The 17,236-nt window shown below is 46.0% G+C and carries 13 protein-coding genes; 4 read left to right on the top strand and 9 right to left on the bottom strand.

Annotated elements, in window-relative coordinates; genetic code table 11:
- Window positions 1–24: 24 nt before the first annotated feature.
- Window positions 25–1,056, bottom strand: coding sequence for an anthranilate phosphoribosyltransferase (locus tag AC58U0_RS13125; protein WP_497379435.1), 1,032 nt, complete (start codon window positions 1,054–1,056; stop codon window positions 25–27).
- Complete coding sequence (locus AC58U0_RS13120; protein ID WP_497379434.1) at window positions 1,053–1,703, bottom strand: ANTAR domain-containing response regulator; 651 nt, start codon at window positions 1,701–1,703, stop codon at window positions 1,053–1,055. Before AC58U0_RS13120 ends, AC58U0_RS13125 begins: the two co-directional genes overlap by 4 nt.
- 461 nt (window positions 1,704–2,164) lie before the next feature.
- Here AC58U0_RS13120 and AC58U0_RS13115 point away from each other — a divergent pair, with 461 nt between their 5' ends.
- From AC58U0_RS13115 to AC58U0_RS13100, 4 genes are all read left to right on the top strand, one after another.
- Window positions 2,165–3,406, top strand: coding sequence for a nitrate/nitrite transporter (locus AC58U0_RS13115; RefSeq protein ID WP_497379433.1), 1,242 nt, complete (start codon window positions 2,165–2,167; stop codon window positions 3,404–3,406).
- A gap of 255 nt (window positions 3,407–3,661) precedes the next feature.
- Window positions 3,662–6,079, top strand: coding sequence for a nitrite reductase large subunit NirB (nirB, locus tag AC58U0_RS13110; RefSeq protein ID WP_497379432.1), 2,418 nt, complete (start codon window positions 3,662–3,664; stop codon window positions 6,077–6,079).
- A gap of 28 nt (window positions 6,080–6,107) precedes the next feature.
- Window positions 6,108–6,458 (top strand): nitrite reductase small subunit NirD, encoded by a 351-nt coding sequence (gene nirD, locus AC58U0_RS13105; RefSeq protein WP_063860271.1) that lies wholly within the window; start codon window positions 6,108–6,110, stop codon window positions 6,456–6,458.
- A 76-nt stretch (window positions 6,459–6,534) separates the two neighbouring features.
- Window positions 6,535–8,643, top strand: a complete 2,109-nt coding sequence (locus AC58U0_RS13100) for a molybdopterin oxidoreductase family protein (RefSeq protein ID WP_497379431.1) — start codon at window positions 6,535–6,537, stop codon at window positions 8,641–8,643.
- A gap of 78 nt (window positions 8,644–8,721) precedes the next feature.
- Here the strand turns inward: AC58U0_RS13100 and AC58U0_RS13095 are convergent, their stop codons facing one another.
- From AC58U0_RS13095 to AC58U0_RS13065, 7 genes are all read right to left on the bottom strand, one after another.
- Window positions 8,722–9,423 (bottom strand): DUF1961 family protein, encoded by a 702-nt coding sequence (locus AC58U0_RS13095; RefSeq protein WP_497379430.1) that lies wholly within the window; start codon window positions 9,421–9,423, stop codon window positions 8,722–8,724.
- Between the two features lie 33 nt (window positions 9,424–9,456).
- The gene (locus AC58U0_RS13090; RefSeq protein WP_497379429.1) at window positions 9,457–11,043 is read right to left on the bottom strand and encodes a sulfatase family protein; all 1,587 of its coding nucleotides are present in this window, start codon (window positions 11,041–11,043) and stop codon (window positions 9,457–9,459) included.
- Window positions 11,040–12,239, bottom strand: coding sequence for an oligogalacturonate lyase family protein (locus tag AC58U0_RS13085; protein ID WP_497379428.1), 1,200 nt, complete (start codon window positions 12,237–12,239; stop codon window positions 11,040–11,042). The genes AC58U0_RS13090 and AC58U0_RS13085 overlap by 4 nt, the downstream gene beginning before the upstream one ends.
- Window positions 12,240–12,356: 117 nt before the next feature.
- Window positions 12,357–13,913 carry an extracellular solute-binding protein gene (locus AC58U0_RS13080; protein WP_497379427.1) on the bottom strand — a complete coding sequence of 519 codons (1,557 nt, stop codon included), beginning with the start codon at window positions 13,911–13,913 and terminating at the stop codon, window positions 12,357–12,359.
- 134 nt (window positions 13,914–14,047) lie between these two features.
- Window positions 14,048–14,929: a carbohydrate ABC transporter permease gene (locus AC58U0_RS13075; RefSeq protein WP_497379426.1), complete on the bottom strand. Its 882-nt coding sequence runs from the start codon at window positions 14,927–14,929 to the stop codon at window positions 14,048–14,050.
- Between the two features lie 50 nt (window positions 14,930–14,979).
- Window positions 14,980–15,945, bottom strand: coding sequence for an ABC transporter permease (locus tag AC58U0_RS13070; protein ID WP_497379498.1), 966 nt, complete (start codon window positions 15,943–15,945; stop codon window positions 14,980–14,982).
- Window positions 15,946–16,175: 230 nt separating this feature from the next.
- A complete protein-coding gene (locus AC58U0_RS13065; protein ID WP_497379425.1) occupies window positions 16,176–17,234 on the bottom strand; it encodes a glycoside hydrolase family 88/105 protein in 1,059 nt (352 codons plus the stop codon).
- Window positions 17,235–17,236 lie beyond the last annotated feature (2 nt).

Below are 17,236 nucleotides of genomic sequence, written 5' to 3'. Positions count from 1 at the left end.
GCTCTTTTTTCATAAGTATAAAAATTAAGTGGCAGATACCGGCTTAATCGCTTCCGTCCACTCGGTGAATTTTTGTAGGGCAGTCCCTTGCTCAATCGCATGTCGGGCCAAATAAATACCTTCTTCAATGGAGCCGGCCTTTTGGGAAACCCACAGACGCACAGCACTGTTCAGTAAAACCATATTCAAGTAGGGGAGCTCGGCTTCTCCGCGAAGAACGGATAGAGCCGTTTCTCCTTGCAGTTGAGCGGTCCATTCAACCTCCGGCACCTCGACCATTAATTCATAAATCTCAGGATCAACAATGAATAATTCACTGGCGCCCTCTTGAATAAGGTATGTCCGTGTGCGTTTGTCAACGGAGAGGTCTTCGGAGCCTTCCATACCCTGCACAACAATACCGCGAGAGACGCCCAGTTCGATTAATAAATTGGTAATTTTCTCGAACACAGTGCCGTGAAATACACCGATAGCCATGAAGGGTGCTTCCGTAAAGCGCAGCAGTTTCTCTGCTGTGTTGAACACGGTCCGAAGACCGAGTTCCTTGCGCAGTTCGCGCAGCTCGCCGAGCGGTGCACACCAGCTCTCCGTTGGTACGAACAAGAAGCCTGTTCGCGCTGCAGCGGATATGAGCGCTTCACGTGATGCGTCAAGCGCGGGTACATCAAGTGCCGCTAGCACATCGGACAGCGTGATGCCCCATTTGGGCGGCATGCTCGGACTGCCGTGCAGCGTAGTGGGAAGTCCGCAGGCTGCGAGAACGAACGCGGTCGGTAAAGTCGCGATGAACGTGCGTGAGCGTCCATCATAAGGTCCGGCGCAATCCATGCTGCCGGGTACCGGATAGGTATGGATACGCTGGCGCAAGGCATCGATGAAAGCCTTCAACTCATCGGGGGATTCCATTTTGATACGTTCAGCAACGAGAAAAGCACCCATTTGAGCTTGTGTAGCGGCTCCGGTTAGGATGAGCTCTGCTGCTTGGGAAGCCTCTTCATAGGTAAGATCTCTGGCTCCGCGCTTTCCGCGGCCTACTTCTTTTAATAGAGATATCATCGTTTGCGACCTCCTTGGTTCTGATCCTGTAGTATTTGATATACCTTGACGATGGAGGTAGCGACGTCTACCATACGTTTACGTTCATTCATGGCTTGTTTGCGTAAAAAATCATAAGCTTCTGCTTCGGAGATACCCTTGATTTCACATAAGATTCGCTTAGCCTGATCGACCCATTTGCGCTCCTCCAGTTTGGAGAGAAGCTGTTCGCGCTCTTGATGCCATTCGGTTCGTTGGAAGTAATGATTCACACCAAGGAGCAGCGCACAGTGAATTTCTAGAGGACTCATCGTAGAACCGATCAAACCATCAATACCCGCGTCCATTCTACATTCATTAGAAGGAAAAGTGCGGGCATCGCACCACCAGAAAAGGGGGAGGCTGCGATGAGCAAGCACACGAGAGCGCCATGGCTCTACTTGATCAGGGCCTACTGATAATAATACGGCATCGACCTTGGGAATCATAAATGAAATTTCTTTTACATTAGATGCTACATATATGCGAAATCCCAAATCCTTCAATATCGCTTCAGGCAAGGATTCCTTTTCATTATCCGTAACATTCATATTGGTAGTCGACGACGAAGAGGAGGTAGCTGAGCGAGTTTGTTTAAACTCGTCGATCAGAATAAATGATTGTAACATTTGAATACCTCCTATCGTGGATAGCTTAAGACCAGATGGCAACTTCATGTGAGGTTTTGTGGATAAAATGATTTATTATACGGCATTACTATAGCATATGTATCTAAAATTTGTCGATATGTATTAGAAATCTCACATAAAATTTTTTGTGTTATGTTTATTGACACGACGGAAATGTCATACTATAATCAAATTAGAAATCGGCACAATGATGTGCCACTAACGAAGGCAATGGCGCCTATCCCCTTACAAATACGTAACCGGATAGGCTATTTATGTTCTTTTAACTGAAAATCATCTAACATGCTGTTCACGATGAAGTGGCAGCAGTGGCAAAGAGGCCGATAAGCATCCCGTACATGATGGGGGTTGTTTGTCGGCCTTTTCTGTCAAAGAACAGTCAAACACGTCTGGTAGGAAAAAAAAGAAGGCGAAAAGCCTCACAAAAGGAGAGGGAATGCATGGTTGATCGGAAAAGTTTTATGCAAGTGGGGCACAAAGGGTCATTGTTCAGTTCATTCTTATATTTTGACATGAGCTTCATGGTGTGGGTGCTTCTTGGGCCGCTAGCGGTTATTCTCGCTAATGATTTTCATCTGAATGCTGCCGAAAAGGCGAATCTCGTTGCATTGCCTACCTTGGGTGGAGCCGTACTTCGATTGGTGCTGGGTGTTCTGACAGATAAGATAGGTCCTAAGCTTACGGGACAAATCGGATTAACCTTAACCTTAGTACCTTTGTTCTGGGGATGGCAGTTTGCAGACACGATGGGTGATATGTACTTCGTTGCTCTGATGCTGGGTATCGCAGGAGCAAGTTTTGCGGCAGCATTACCACTTGCCAGCAGCTGGTACCCGCCGCAGTATCAAGGATTAGCGATGGGCATTGCAGGGGCAGGCAACAGTGGAACGATCTTCGCTACCTTATTTGCAAACCGAATTGCGCAGCATTATGGAGATTGGCATGTTGTTTTCGGCATTGCGATGATTCCGATTGTGTTAACCTTAATCATCTTTAGTGTCCTGGCAAAGGATAGCCCGAATAAACCAGCGCCCAAAACGATTAAGGAATACGGAAAAGTATTAAAACAGAAAGATGCCTGGTTGTTCTGTATTTTGTACAGCGTGACATTCGGCGGGTTCGTTGGAATGGCATCTTACTTGACCATCTTCTTTAATACGCAATATGGCCTTTCTCCAGTTAAAGCGGCTGATTTTACAACATTATGTGTAATCGGCGGCAGTTTCTTCCGACCAGTAGGCGGCTGGTTGGCAGACAAAATTGGCGGCATTCGGATGTTAATGGTCTTGTACGGCGTTGTCGCTTTGATGATGGCTGGCATTTCCACACTGCCATCACTTTCCTTAACAACGATTATGCTCTTCATCGCCATGATGTCCTTCGGTATGGGGAATGGATCCGTTTTTCAACTTGTTCCGCAGCGTTTCAAAGCTGAAATCGGCGTTATGACCGGAATCGTTGGAGCAGCAGGCGGTCTGGGCGGATACTTCTTGCCCAAGATTCTAGGTAACTTGAAACTAACGACAGGTTCTTTTACACCAGGCTTCCTAATCTTAAGTGCTATTGCGATTACATGTCTCTTGTTGATCGCTATTGTGCAAGGGCAATGGAAGCGTACTTGGATCGGCGAAGGCGGCAAAGTGAAGGCAACTCCTGCTTCTATGGATAGTGTGCATGCATAAGTAATAAGTTCAAGCCGCTGGTCGTATGGCCAGCGGCACAAGAGTAAAAGCTTTTGCGCATGCAGCTTGATAGTCCAGGCTGCATGCGCAAAGACGTTTACGACTAACCGTCTTTGGTAGTTCAGATTGAACTACTCAAGCTCCATATCCCAATTTTGTCATTTGGGAGCGTGAGCTCCCGGATGGCCCTTTTTTAACGGATGTGGATAAGAAAAATGGGATATAGAGATACACATAATAGAGAGGAAGATGGCCATGACTCAAAAAGAAAAGTTGGTAGTAGTCGGAAACGGTATGGCGGGCGTTAACGCCGTTGAACATTTACTTAAACTTACTCCTGATAAATATGAGGTTACGATTTTTGGCAGTGAACCGCATCCGAACTATAACCGGATTTTGTTGTCCTACGTACTTGCGGGGGATTCTAAAGTAGAGGATATCGTCATTCATCCATATGAATGGTATGCGAATAACCACATCACCTTGCACACCAACCAAACGATTACAGACATTGATACTGCAGCTCAAACCGTAACGAGTGACAAGGGACTGACGGTTTCTTATGATAAATTGATTTTGGCTACAGGGTCTAATCCCTTTATGATTCCAATGCCAGGCGCTGATAAAGAAGGGGTTATGGCGTACCGGACCATTCGTGATTGTGAGATTATGATCGAGTCCGCTAAAAAGTATAAAAAAGCGATCGTGATCGGTGGCGGCTTATTAGGATTAGAAGCGGCGAGAGGTTTCCTAAACTTAGGTATGAAGGTTGATGTTGTTCATATTGTAGATACAATTATGGAGCGTCAGCTTGATCGAACGGCGTCCAAAATGCTGCAAGCAGCACTTGAAGAGCAAGGCATCAACTTCCTGCTCGAGAAGCAGTCCGCGGAAATCGTGGGCGACAAGCGGGTAACCGGCTTGAAATTCAAGGATGGTACCGTTGCTGAAGCCGATCTTATCGTTATGGCTGTAGGGATTCGTCCCAATGTTGAACTCGCGAAAAAGGCTGGCGTTGAGTGCAATCCTGGCATCGTTGTGAATGACTATTTGCAAACGAGTGTTCCAAACGTCTATGCGGTTGGGGAATGCGCGATGCATCGCGGGATTGCTTATGGATTGGTAGCGCCGCTCTACGAGCAAGGTGCTGTGCTTGCTAAACATTTGGCAGGTGTGGAAACTGGTCCTTATGAAGGATCTATCCTGTATACGAAGCTTAAAGTTTCTGGTGTTGATGTATTCTCTGGCGGACAGTTCGGCGATACGGAAGGCACGAAAGCCATTCGCATACATGATGAGTTCACCGGTGTTTATAAGAAAGTTGTGATTAAAGACAATAAAATCATCGGTGCGGTTCTCTTCGGAGATACGGCGGATGGTACGCGACTTATGCAAATGATTCGGGAAGAAACAGATGTTAGCGGCTTGGAAAAAACGGCCATTTTGACGGATTCATCCGGGGGCGGAGCGGCATCAGGTGTTGCTGACATGAAAGACGATGCCATCATATGCGGTTGTAACGGCGTCACAAAAGGAACGATTTGTTCAGCGATCAAGGATCAAGGGTTAACGACAGTTGATGAAGTGAAAAATTGTACGACAGCTTCTCGTTCTTGCGGCGGTTGTAAGCCACTGGTTAGTGATTTGTTGGCATTTACACTAGGTGCTTCCTATGATAAAAACGCTGCGAAAGAGACGATTTGCGCTTGTACAGACCATACACGGGATGAAGTCGTTGCAGCAATTCGTGATAAAGGGTTATCCCATGTGCGGGAAGTGATGAACGTCCTTGGCTGGAAAAGCGAAGAAGGCTGCTCGAAATGCCGTCCTGCACTTAATTATTACCTGGGTATGGTAAGTCCAGATACGTATAAAGACGATAGTACTTCACGTTTCGTAAATGAGCGTATGCACGCTAACATTCAAAAAGATGGAACGTATTCCGTAGTTCCACGGATATACGGCGGAGTAACTAATCCAACGGAATTGAAGCGTATTGCAGAAGTAGCTGAGCAGTTCAATGTCCCTACTGTGAAGTTTACAGGTGGACAGCGTCTTGATTTGCTTGGTGTGAAGAAAGAAGATCTAACCGCAATGTGGGAAGCCTTGGATATGCCTTCCGGTTATGCTTACGGTAAAGCCTTAAGAACTGTAAAAACGTGCGTAGGTGAAACCTTCTGCCGATTCGGCACGGGTGACGCGATGGGGGTAGGTATTGAGCTGGAGAAACGTTTTGAACGCTTGAACACACCTGCCAAAGTAAAGTTGGCTGTATCTGGATGTCCTCGAAATTGTGCGGAATCAGGAATCAAAGATTTAGGCGTCGTTTCGGTTGATGGCGGTTGGGAGCTTTATGCCGGAGGAAATGGCGGTGTGAAAGTACGCGTTGGTGACCTATTAACTACAGTTAAGACGGAGCAAGAGATTATCGAATATACAGAAGCTTATCTGCAGTACTATCGTGAAACGGGTAAATATGGTGAGCGCACAAGTGAGTGGGTACACCGACTTGGTATCGAGCATATTCGTGATGTGGTGGAGAATGAGGAAGAGCGCAAACAGTTGTGTGCACGGATGGATCTAGCGCTTTCTGTGACGCAGGACCCTTGGAAACAAGCAATTGATAGCAAAAAAATTCAACGTGACCTTTATGAAGTCGTAGAGCTTAACTAGAAAAAGAGGAAGTCGGGAGGAGCAGACTATGAAAACACAAGAAGAGCAAATGATTTGGGTACAGGCCGTTTCTTATGACGAGTTAGCTGTTAACACAGGAAAAACAATTCGGTATCAAGGAGAAGAGGTAGCACTTTTCAAGCTGAAAAGCGGTAAACTTCAAGCCATCCAGAACCGTTGTCCGCATAAAGAGGGCGTCCTTGCAGAAGGAATTGTATGTGATGACCACGTCTTCTGCCCGATGCATGATCGCAAGATTCATCTTCCTTCCGGTCTCGTTCAAGCTCCGGATACGGGTTGTGTACAAACGTATTCAACGAAAGTTCATGATGGTACGGTATTTATTGGATTTCCGATCAACAAAGAATTAGCCTGCTAATGCTTTGTTGACCGCGTAGGCACATGAAAATACATTGAGATTTCATAGAGAGCTTTATCATCGGGGGTGGGGTGCGTTGAAATCGGCACTATTGACATTACCTAAAGAACAGCCCTCCTCCCATTGTTGCTTTTGCAGCATGCAGTGCGGATTGGAGATTATGCCGAGTGAGAAGACATCAGGTCTCACGATTAAACCAAGCCCTAACTTTCCTGTTGCGACTAGCCGTCTTTGTCAGAAAGGATTGAATGCACTGGATCATGTGCTTCATGCCGATCGGATTCTTGAGCCATTGACGAGGGAAAATGGTGAGCCACGGCGGTGGCGAACGGTCTCTTGGGACCATGCGTTTGCAGACATTGCTGAACGGATTCAAGGCCTTCAAGCAGCGCATGGCCCTGATGCCATTGGCGTTTATGGCGGAGGCTCGCTTACTAATGAAGTTAGTTACTTACTTGGTAAGTTTACCCGAGTAGCACTCAGGTCCAAATATATTGATTATAATGGAAGATATTGTATGTCCTCAGCGGCTGCAGCCAGCAATCAGGCTTTCGGGATCGACCGCGGGATGACAATGCCGCTAACCGAAATTCCAAATGCGAAATATATCATTCTTGCAGGAACGAATATAGCGGAATGCCAGCCGACGATGATGCCTTATTTGCTTGAAGCAAAGAAAAAAGGCGCAGTGATCGTTACGATTGATCCGCGTAATACCATGACTTCGAAGGTAGCGGATATCCATGTTCGGCTACAACCGGGATTCGACTCTGTTTTTATAAACGGACTCCTGCATGTCATGGTAGAAGAGAAGCTCGTTCATCATCGATTCATTGAAGAACGTACGGTTGGGTTTGAGCAATTGAAGGAGGCTGTTAAGCCCTTCACTCCAGCGAGAGTGGAGGAGCTAACCGGCGTTCTAGAAGCCGTAATTCGTACGATTGCTCGTGGATTCGCGAAGGCGGAGACGGGGATTGTGTTTACAGCACGAGGCTTGGAACAGCAAGTGAATGGTGTAGAGAACACGCTGAATTACATTAATTTAGCCTTGATCACCGGTAAAATAGGGCGCAAAGGCTGCGGCTATGGCGCCGTAACGGGCCAAGCGAACGGGCAAGGCGGACGCGAGCATGGGCAAAAGGCGGACCAACTGCCGGGCTATCGTTTGATTGAGGATCCAGCTGCACGTGAGCATGTTGCCAAGGTATGGGGAATCGATCCGAGTGAGCTGCCTGGCAAAGGGGTTTCTGCTTATGAGCTGCTGCAAAAGATAGATGAAGGTGAAATCAAAGCCTTGATCGTTCTCGGATCGAATCCGCTGGTATCCAGTCCTAATAATCGGATGGTGGAGCGGGCTCTGCAGAAGCTGGAGTTGCTTGTTGTCGTTGACATGTTCGAAACGGAAACGGCGCGTTACGCTCATTATTTGTTGCCAGGGTCATCCTTTGTGGAAGCGGAAGGTACGATGACCAATCTGGAAGGACGCGTGTTTCACCGCCAGAAAGCGATGGAGCTTCCAGGAAACAGCAGACTTGATTTCCATATTATTTGTCAGCTAGCGGAAGCGTTGGGTAGGGGAGCCTATTTTCAATATGCGGGTATTGAAGATGTGTTTCGCGAGTTAGCAGCTGCTACGGCTGGAGGGAAAGCGGATTACAGTGGTATTACTTACCAAAGGCTTCAGGAGGAGAAAGGCATATTCTGGCCGTGCCCAGCTCCTGACCACCCGGGAACACCGCTATTATTCGAGAATCATTTTAATCATTCCGATGGCAGAGCCAAATTGTTCGGTATTAAGCCGAAAATGCCGGCAGAACCAATCGATTCAGATTACCCCTTCGTGTTAACAACGGGGAGGCTGGCGAATCATTATTTAAGCGGCGCACAAACACGTCGAACGGAAGCTCTTAATAAGAAGGCTCCCGTTCCCGTTGCCGAGATTCATCCGTGGCTTGCTAAGAGAATCGGACTGAGTATGGATAACAAGATCCGCATTACAAGCCGCCGTGGATCCTTGGTTTTCGAAGTCAAAGTGACGGAAGGTATTCAGCCTCGTACGGTTTTTGTGCCCTTTCATTGGGGTGATGAGCATTCGATTAATCAATTAACGAATGATGCGCTGGATCCCACGAGTCGGATGCCCGAGTTTAAAATATGCGCAGTAAAAGTGGAGCGTGTCGAGTAGACCGCACTCAGCTTAGTTGGCTTGGCCAAAGAACTAAGTTGATGCGGTCTTTTTCTGTGGGTATAGAGAGGTATGAGCTTACAAAGCATGCTTTTTTGAAATCGAATATACAGTAAGATTGGCGTATTCGGCGATAAGAGGAGCCATCTGGCGAAAGCCGATTTTTCCTCCGGTAAGGGGTTTCCCAAATGTTTTTCCGTCATCGGTCCAATGAATGACAGTCAGACCATTGATGGCGAATAAAATTTCATTTCCCCATTTAAACAATTTCATTCGGTATGGACCTTTGGCATCGGTTACGGACGGGATCGGATCTCCCCCCTGCGAAACCAGATGAAAGCCATAGCTTTTACGCAGATTGCACGTATGAAAACTCCGCTCCTCTTCTTCCTTGCGTCTGAAGTAGGATACATGGAAAGCATCGATATCTCCATGGTGATATTGGTCGTACGCACCTGATCTTACGGAAAGCCGGCTGTCAAACAAATCCTCACCGCGGATCCCTTTTGCGGCAAAAAACAAGATGCAAAGCCCCGGCTCATGAATCGGCCAAAAATCCCAAGTGATCGCGATGTTGTCTGGAAATTCAATCGGACACCAATAAACAAAATTCGATTTTTGCCCAAGCTTTGGGTCAAGCTTATTTTCCAGCCGCATTCGATTCAGTGGAAAACTGGCAGCGGCCTGCCCTTCCATGTTGAAATCAAACACATCGCTTTCCATGGCTAAAGGATTTTGATATAAAAGCTCATCTAGCATAAATATTTCGTTCCAATCCATGTTGTACGTCACCCTCACTCAACGATTGGTGTACTACTTATCTTTTGATCCAAACAAGGTTATAAGGCTGCTCCAATCTCCGCCCAACGCCTTCCAAAACCAGGAGCGCTGCTGTTCAGGAAGCATCGAAGGCGGAACTCTGGAATCCCAAGGCATTCGCGAGAACGGCCTTGGGTTCATTTTGGCTTCTTGAGGCTGAAAAGGAATTACTTTCAACTTATAGCCTGTTTCATCGAGTGCAATTTCAGGATTTCCATAGTTTTTGACCCAACTAACGGCTGCCGTTTGATGCTCTTTTTTAACATGCTGAAAGTCTGGATCATCCGCTAAATCAATAAGCTCATGCGGATCACTAAGGAGATTGTACAGCTCTTCGTAACCGCCATTCTGATAAAAGAGGTATTTCCACTCTTTGCTGCGGACATGGAGCATATAGTTGGGTGCCACATAGAATTCAGAACAGACGACATCTCGGCGAACCGAGGAAGGTTCCGTGAGCAGTTCCAATAGATCCAAACCCGACCTTCCGTCGTAATTGCAATTTTCACTGGCCCGATTAACCAGAGTAGGGAAAATATCGAGGAGGGTAGTCAATTCATTACAGCGGGTACCCGGATGAATAACGCCGGGCCACCATGCTAACATCGGGATGTGCAAACTGCCCTCGTGCCCTAAGTTTTTAAACCATAATCGGTGGTCGCCGAGCAGTTCTCCATGATCCGATGTGAAAATAACGAGTGTATGATCCGCCAGCCCCTCTTCCTCTAGCGTTTGCATGATCCGACCTATTTGTTCATCGATAAACGTTATGTTGGCATAATAATAAGCCCTGTTTGTGAGATTAGCGTACTCCGAGTACAAATCGGCTTCCATGGCTTGACGATGCGATTTCAAATAAGGATTTTTCGAAGTTCCATCCTTATCGGAAACCCAAGGCCTCGGCATTTCTTCCGGAGCATATAGATCCGTCAAGTGTGATGGACAATCGAAAGGAGCATGAGGCTTGACGAACGACGTCCATAAGAAAAAAGGTTTGTCTGAGGGTCTTTCCGTTTTTAGCCACTCTACCGTTCGATCCCCGCACCATTGTGTGATATGAAGCTCTTTGGGTAGGCCGTTCACAAGCGGCTTTAGTTCGTTATAACCGATCTCTGGAGGTTTCTCCCACCCCCAGGCACCATGCTCCATCAGGTATCGGTCATAATCATCAAAGCGGATATCCTGTATCCGTTCAGCCGCACGTACGCCCCTCATTTCTTCCGATAAAATGAGATGATCCATGCCATACGTTTGCTCATCTGGTGTAAAATGCATCTTTCCAATGGCCTGATTGTGATATCCTGCTTTGGACAAATAAGCCGCAATCGACTCATCGGCGGCAATAGCAGAGGCTGATTCGTTGTTGAACACATGCGTTTTTCCCGCAGCAAACCCCGTCATCGTGCAGGCTCTGGCAGGAGCACAGAGAGGGTACGGGGTAATCGCATTTTCGAATACTGCACCTTCGCGCGCCAACCGATCCAAATGCGGCGTCTGAATCGTTGTATTTCCGTAAACCCCCAACGTATCCCATCGCTGCTGGTCCGTAAAGATGAGAAGTAGATTCGGTTGTGTCTTCATGTAACTGGCATCTCGGGCAAAGATTCGAATTCCGGCATGTCGACCATGTACAAGTTCCCATATCCCGACATATCACTCGTAAATAGCACATGCTTACCATCCGGGCTTAGCCTCGGATGAACGTGAAGAATTTGTGAATGGAAACTTCCACGATGCTTACATAGTATACGTGGACCATTAAACCCGGATCCGTCATTCCGCCATACCTGCAGCGTATCCTGGAATTGCTGTCCATGATAAGCGCTCGTTTGCTGACCGTCACCGATAACAAGCGATAGATCATTTGAATGTACATGCATATTTTGAAAAGGAAATTCGTACTGCTGGGCATGACTGTTATCAAAAAGGACAGCCCCAATTATTTTCCCGGTGTGATCCTCAAGAGAATTGGTAAAACCGTGGTAGCCGATATGAATGCCGTCTGCCAACCAATATTCGTGGCCGACATATTCATTAGGCTGCTTATCCTTTACCTTCCAATATTGGCCGGTTGCGATATCCAACACCCAGATCCGATGATCGATCTGCTCCCAAGGCCCTTCATGGCAAAATGTCAGCAGATGTGCTTGCGTTGGCGACGTATTGACGTGACCGATCCACAGCTGGTCCTCAAGAAGCTTTTTCACTTTCCCGTTGATAGGGGAAACCGCCATAATCATACTGTGCGGCTTCGCACGGAAATACTCCTCAAAACCCAAGTAACCATTCTTGGTATCCATCGCGATGCTTTGAGTTAAGTCCTTGTTAAGGCCGAAGCATAACCACTGCCCGTCTGCGGTGCAGCTCAAGCTGCCGAATTTATATGTTTCGGGAATCGAATAGAGAGTCCGTTCTTCCATCGTTCCCAAGTCGATTGCCATAATCGAGTGATCATAGTAGAAATAGGCCTCATGTCCTTCAGGATGAAGAAAGGTCCCTTGAATCCGTGATTCACGGCCGCGTTCCAAATCCGTTAATTGGGTAATCACGCCATCGTGCAGATCCATGCTGTACAGATTGGTAACATTCTCGCGATCCGACCCAAAGATCAACTTCCCATCTCCATAGAAGCCGTTATTCGTAAAATAGATATGGTGACTGTGAGAGCAGTGATTCGTTAACTGAGTTACGGTTACGCCTGTTATCAGATCTGTAAAACAACGCCTTTCCGAAGGCCAAACGGTTCCTTTTCCGCCTCTAGCTCTTGTCATTGTCATCGTTTCTGCTCCTTTGGTTATAACGTTATTCGTTCCACCCGGAACCCTTTCGAGATAAAGTCCAGTCCTACTGAGCGACTGGACTTTATCTTCAAAGAGTAATTCTATTCACTTAACTTACTTAGCCTTGCTTGCAGCGTAGGCTTCGCTTATTTCTTTTGTATAGTCGTCACCGCCACTCTTTTTCCACAAATCCATGTCGGCTTTAAAGCCGGCTTCATCGATTTTGCCGACAATAAATTTAATTCGTGCGTCTTCCACCATTTGATCCAACTGCGCGCCTTTTTGCGTATAGGTTGCCGTTGTAAATGGTTCTCCGGGATTTGTAACAATGATTTTTTCATTTGCCTTTTGTACTTCAATCGACTTCGTGCGAAGCGGTGTAGACGGTTTGAACATGTCATTTATAATGTACGGAATCGAAGATAAGATCTGGTTCATATTCTTGTTATTAATATCAGGAGCCATCGGATCAGTTGGAACAATAAGAATAACTTGTTTGCCGTCTTCAACTTTATAATGAACACCTTCAATACCAAAGTTGAGTAACGCTTGCATATCTTTATCGTTGGTCTTATCCAAGAAAGTAAGCACTTTCTTCAGGTCGGCTTCTGTTTTAACGCTAGATTTCGAGATGAGGAACATACCGTTGTGTCCAGCTGTCGGTTGATTATGAAGACCGGTAGGGCCGCTTACAGCGCCAATTAAATCTATACTGCCCTTCGGATTGACTTGTTTCATTTTCTCTTCAATCTGATAGGAACGTTCTGTGACGTCAACCGCTACACCCGCTTGTCCGTTAATAATCGGATCATTCCATTTGGCCGAATCATACACCGCAAAATCTTGATTGATTAACTTCTCATCATATAGTTTTTTGAAGAATTTGAGCGCATCCATGTATTCCGAAGTCAAATGAGCAGGAACCAGCTTACCGTCTTTCTCAGCCCATTTATTCGGAGCACCGAACCAAGTTTGCATGATATCAAAGGGTCCCGCATATTTGGTTATGACCATGCCATACGTGTCATTTTTGCCGTTTTTATCAGGATCATTGGTGGCGAATGCCTTTAACATCGCGTAAAATTCATCGATCGTCTTCGGTTCCTTCATGCCTAAATTATCAAGCCAGTCCTTACGGTAGCTGATTCCCATTCGTCCGATCGGGCGGGATACATAAAGGCCATAGAATTTACCGTTTACCGACGTATTGTTAAGAACAGTGGGGTTCGCTTGTTTAAGATTCGGATAATCTTTGAGATAAGGGCCTATTTCCCAGAATGCGCCTCCTTTGATGGCGTTGGCAACAGCGGGCAATTTCGCATTATTAACAAATAGAAGAGAAGGAATAGAGCCGGAAGCAAGCGTTATGTTCAGTTTGTCGTTATAGCTTGCATCAGGAACAAATTGGAAATCTAGCTTCGTGTTCGTATATTCTTCAACTTTTTTCCATACTTTACTTTCCGGGGTAGCTGTATCATTGTAGTAGCTCTTTAACATGATACTGACGGGGAATGGCTTTTCTTTTGCTGCGGTCGTCGCTCCTGCCGTTGCTTTAGATGTGTCTGTCGCTTTAGACTCATTGGTACTCGAGCTGCACCCCGCTATAACTGTGACTGCTACTATGATGCTAGTAGTGGCAAGCAATGGTTTTTTCTTTTTTTCCCAATTCATATTCATGTTCCTCCCTTTTTCTTATCAAAAATATACTTGTTTATGATGAAGCATGCACCTGTCGTCAATACCTTACTGGACTTGGACCGATGCTGCGACAATCCTAAAATAGTCCTCTGCCGTTATTAAAGGGTTCACCCTTTTACCGCACCAATTAAAACCCCTTTAGCAAAATACTTTTGAATAAACGGGTAAACCATCAAAATCGGTAATGTACCCACGACGATGATTGCCATTTTAATCGATTGATCCGGTGGTTTTACATAAGTGGGGTCATAAGTTCCCATTTCAAGCGCACCCGTTGCCAAAAGTACAATTTGCCGCAATAGAACCTGCATCGGCCACTTTTTGGCGTCAGATAGATAGATCAAAGCATTAAAGAAATCATTCCAATGGGCAACAGCGTAGAAAAGAGCGAATGTTGCGATAACCGGTTTGGAGAGCGGTAAAACAATTCGCCAAAGTACACCTATATCATTACATCCGTCTATTCGGGCCGATTCAATCAATTCGCCCGGAATTTCCTGGAAAAATGATTTCACGACAATCAAGTTAAAGGCGTTGATAGCGACAGGCAGCATGACCGCCCAGTAGGTGTTCAATAGTCCTAAGCCTTTGACAACCAGATAAGTAGGAATAATCCCGCCGCTAAACACCATCGTGAAGATGATTAGGTTCAAGACGACATTTCGGCCAATCATGTGCCGCCGTGATAAAGCATAGGCCATCGTAAAGGTAAACAATAGGTTTACAAGAGTTCCCCCTACGGTTATAAATACGGATACGAATAAACTTCGCGGTAACGTATTATCTTTAAAAACGAACTTGTAAGCATCAAATGTAATTTCTTTGGGAATTAGAAAAAAGGATCTGCTTCCAATCTCAAGATCGCTTGCGAACGACCCCGCCACGATATACATAACCGGAAGGATCATAGTAAGGGCAACGAGAGCAAGAAAGAGATAATTGGCGATATCAAACAATTTTTCGCCTGCTGACGAATGACGCGTGTTCATAGTGCTCTCCTCCTAAGAGTTTTGCGATAGCAAAACTTTCTTCGTAAACATCAAAATATACCGGAATGCCCAGCCCTTTTGGCTAAATAATTCGTTGAAAAGACGAGAATGACGCCGATGATGGCTTTAAATAACCCTACTGCCGCACTGTAGCTGAAAGCGCCCTGTACGATCCCCGCCGTGTAAACATAAGTGTCAAACACTTCGGCCACAGGCCGGTTTAGCGGGTTGATCATTAATAGGACTTGTTCAAATCCACGATCCATAAAGTGACCCATTCGTAGAATCAGCACGATAATGATCGTTCCTTGAATGGCTGGCAGCGTAATGTGCCAAAGTTGGCGAAAACGGTTTGCTCCATCGACGATGGCCGCTTCATACTGCTCTTGATCCACCCCTGCAAGCGCTGCGAGGAAGATGATTGTTCCCCAACCCATCTCTTTCCAAATACTCTGTGTGATAATCATGGGGCGAAACCAGTTTTCACTTGTCAGAAAGTCGATTTTATACCCGAATAGCTTAAGCATCAGTTCATTGATGACTCCACCTTCTGTCGTCAAAAGAAGATAGGAAATACTTGCAACAATAACCATCGAAATAAAATGCGGGATATAAATTAGTGATTGGATAAAGCGTTTGTAAAAAGATTTGCGGACTTCGTTTAACAATACCGCCAGTATGATTGGCGCCGGGAAGAAAAACACCATATCGTACAAACCAAGCAAAAGCGTATTGCGTATCAATCTAAAAAATACGGGATCTTGAAAAAATTGCTTAAAATTATCTAGTCCAACCCACTCGCTTTCAAAAAAACCGACGTAAGGCTGATAGTTTTTGAAGGCAAGGAGGACCCCCCACATCGGAACATATTTAAAAACAATAAAGTAGGCCAATCCCGGCAGCAGCAGCAGCAATAAATATTTATCTCTTAGGACTTTGCCAATTAGCGTATTGCGCTTGGAATTTCTTACGGATGGGACAGGCGCTATGTGCTGTTCAGCACCTGATGCTTTGATCATGTTCTCACTCCTTCGCAAATTGAATTGAAATTGTTGCTTGCGGCTTTGTAAGTTAAACACTATAAGATTCAAATATTTCTGACAACAACACTATTTTGAAACCGTTTTCTCAAAAAAGTATGAAGTTAGAAAAAAAGTATTATCATCATGAGGGGGAGGGAGGAAGTAGAAAACCGGATGCCACGGCAGCCGGTCTCATTCGAAGTATGAATAGGTTGAACATTCCTTTACTCGGTTTGTGAAATGTCTTTCAACCATTTGTACGTTAGAAGCGAAGAGAGGAATACTAAGGTCAGCCCCTGTCCCCAGCCTTGAATCCGTTCATGGGCGACCCCTTTGTAGCCGTCGGCGTCTTTCATAACAGCCGTTCCAGCCGAAACGTCCAACACTGTACCGTTATTCGAAATTTTCGATAATACGGCAGGCACCGCCTTCTGAATATACTTATTGTACATAGGAGCGCCGATGGCTTCGTTATATCGAATCAATCCGGCGGCAAGACCCGCAGAACCCGATGTTTCCTCATAAGAGGTCGGATCATTCAGCACGGTGTGCCAGAGCCCATGATCAGATTGGAGCCGGACGATGCTGCTAAGTTGATCACGCAGCGAATCGTATATTTTCATATAGGACGGATGTGTGACTTCTACGATATGCAGCGCTTCCGACATCGTATAAGCTGCCCATGAATTGCCACGCGCCCAATAGACAGCGGACATGTTGTTCTGGGCGATATGATCCCAACCGTGAGCATATAGATTTGTTTCACGATCCTGCAAGAAGCGCTCGTGTGCATGGTACTGAAGTAAGCCATCCTCGAGCCAATCGTTTCTTTTAAGTAAAGTGCCAATGCGGATGAGAAAATATCCGGCCATAAACATCGTATCGACCCAAGCCTGTTGCGGGAAATCGTAATTTTGCGATACGGTGTGCTGAAACACGCCATCCGCGAATCGTACCGCATCCGTTCTTAAGAACTCCGCCATTTGGATCGCTATATCCAGATAACGTTCCGATTTGGTTTGATTGTACAGAGTAAGCAATGTATGACCAATAGATACAGCATTGACGGTTAACCTAGGAAGGCCGTCCTCCAACTGCTCATCGATCCACGCTTGCAATTGATCCAAATACGTTGATTCACCAGTAGCCAGATAAGCTTGGCCTACGCCGTAGAAAGCGACTCCTGCAGGCCAATCCCATGTCATATCCATCTGAAACGTTCTGCTTACGAGCTTGTCGATGGCTTGTTTAATTTCCGTTTCATTGCTCGTTACGTATTTCAAAA

It is taken from the genome of Paenibacillus sp. J31P190 (assembly GCF_059692075.1).
This window is presented reverse-complemented; position numbering and strand designations above follow the sequence as displayed.

Bases quoted from the DNA above. Each gene is read 5' to 3' on its own strand.
- AC58U0_RS13120 (WP_497379434.1), bottom strand. From the start codon at position 1,703: ATGTTACAATCATTTATTCTGATCGACGAGTTTAAACAAACTCGCTCA.
- AC58U0_RS13075 (WP_497379426.1), bottom strand. From the start codon at position 14,929: ATGAACACGCGTCATTCGTCAGCAGGCGAAAAATTGTTTGATATCGCC.
- nirD (WP_063860271.1), top strand. From the start codon at position 6,108: ATGAAAACACAAGAAGAGCAAATGATTTGGGTACAGGCCGTTTCTTAT.
- AC58U0_RS13095 (WP_497379430.1), bottom strand. From the start codon at position 9,423: ATGGATTGGAACGAAATATTTATGCTAGATGAGCTTTTATATCAAAAT.
- nirB (WP_497379432.1), top strand. From the start codon at position 3,662: ATGACTCAAAAAGAAAAGTTGGTAGTAGTCGGAAACGGTATGGCGGGC.
- AC58U0_RS13090 (WP_497379429.1), bottom strand. From the start codon at position 11,043: ATGAAGACACAACCGAATCTACTTCTCATCTTTACGGACCAGCAGCGA.
- AC58U0_RS13125 (WP_497379435.1), bottom strand. From the start codon at position 1,056: ATGATATCTCTATTAAAAGAAGTAGGCCGCGGAAAGCGCGGAGCCAGA.
- AC58U0_RS13115 (WP_497379433.1), top strand. From the start codon at position 2,165: ATGGTTGATCGGAAAAGTTTTATGCAAGTGGGGCACAAAGGGTCATTG.
- AC58U0_RS13080 (WP_497379427.1), bottom strand. From the start codon at position 13,913: ATGAATTGGGAAAAAAAGAAAAAACCATTGCTTGCCACTACTAGCATC.
- AC58U0_RS13085 (WP_497379428.1), bottom strand. From the start codon at position 12,239: ATGACAATGACAAGAGCTAGAGGCGGAAAAGGAACCGTTTGGCCTTCG.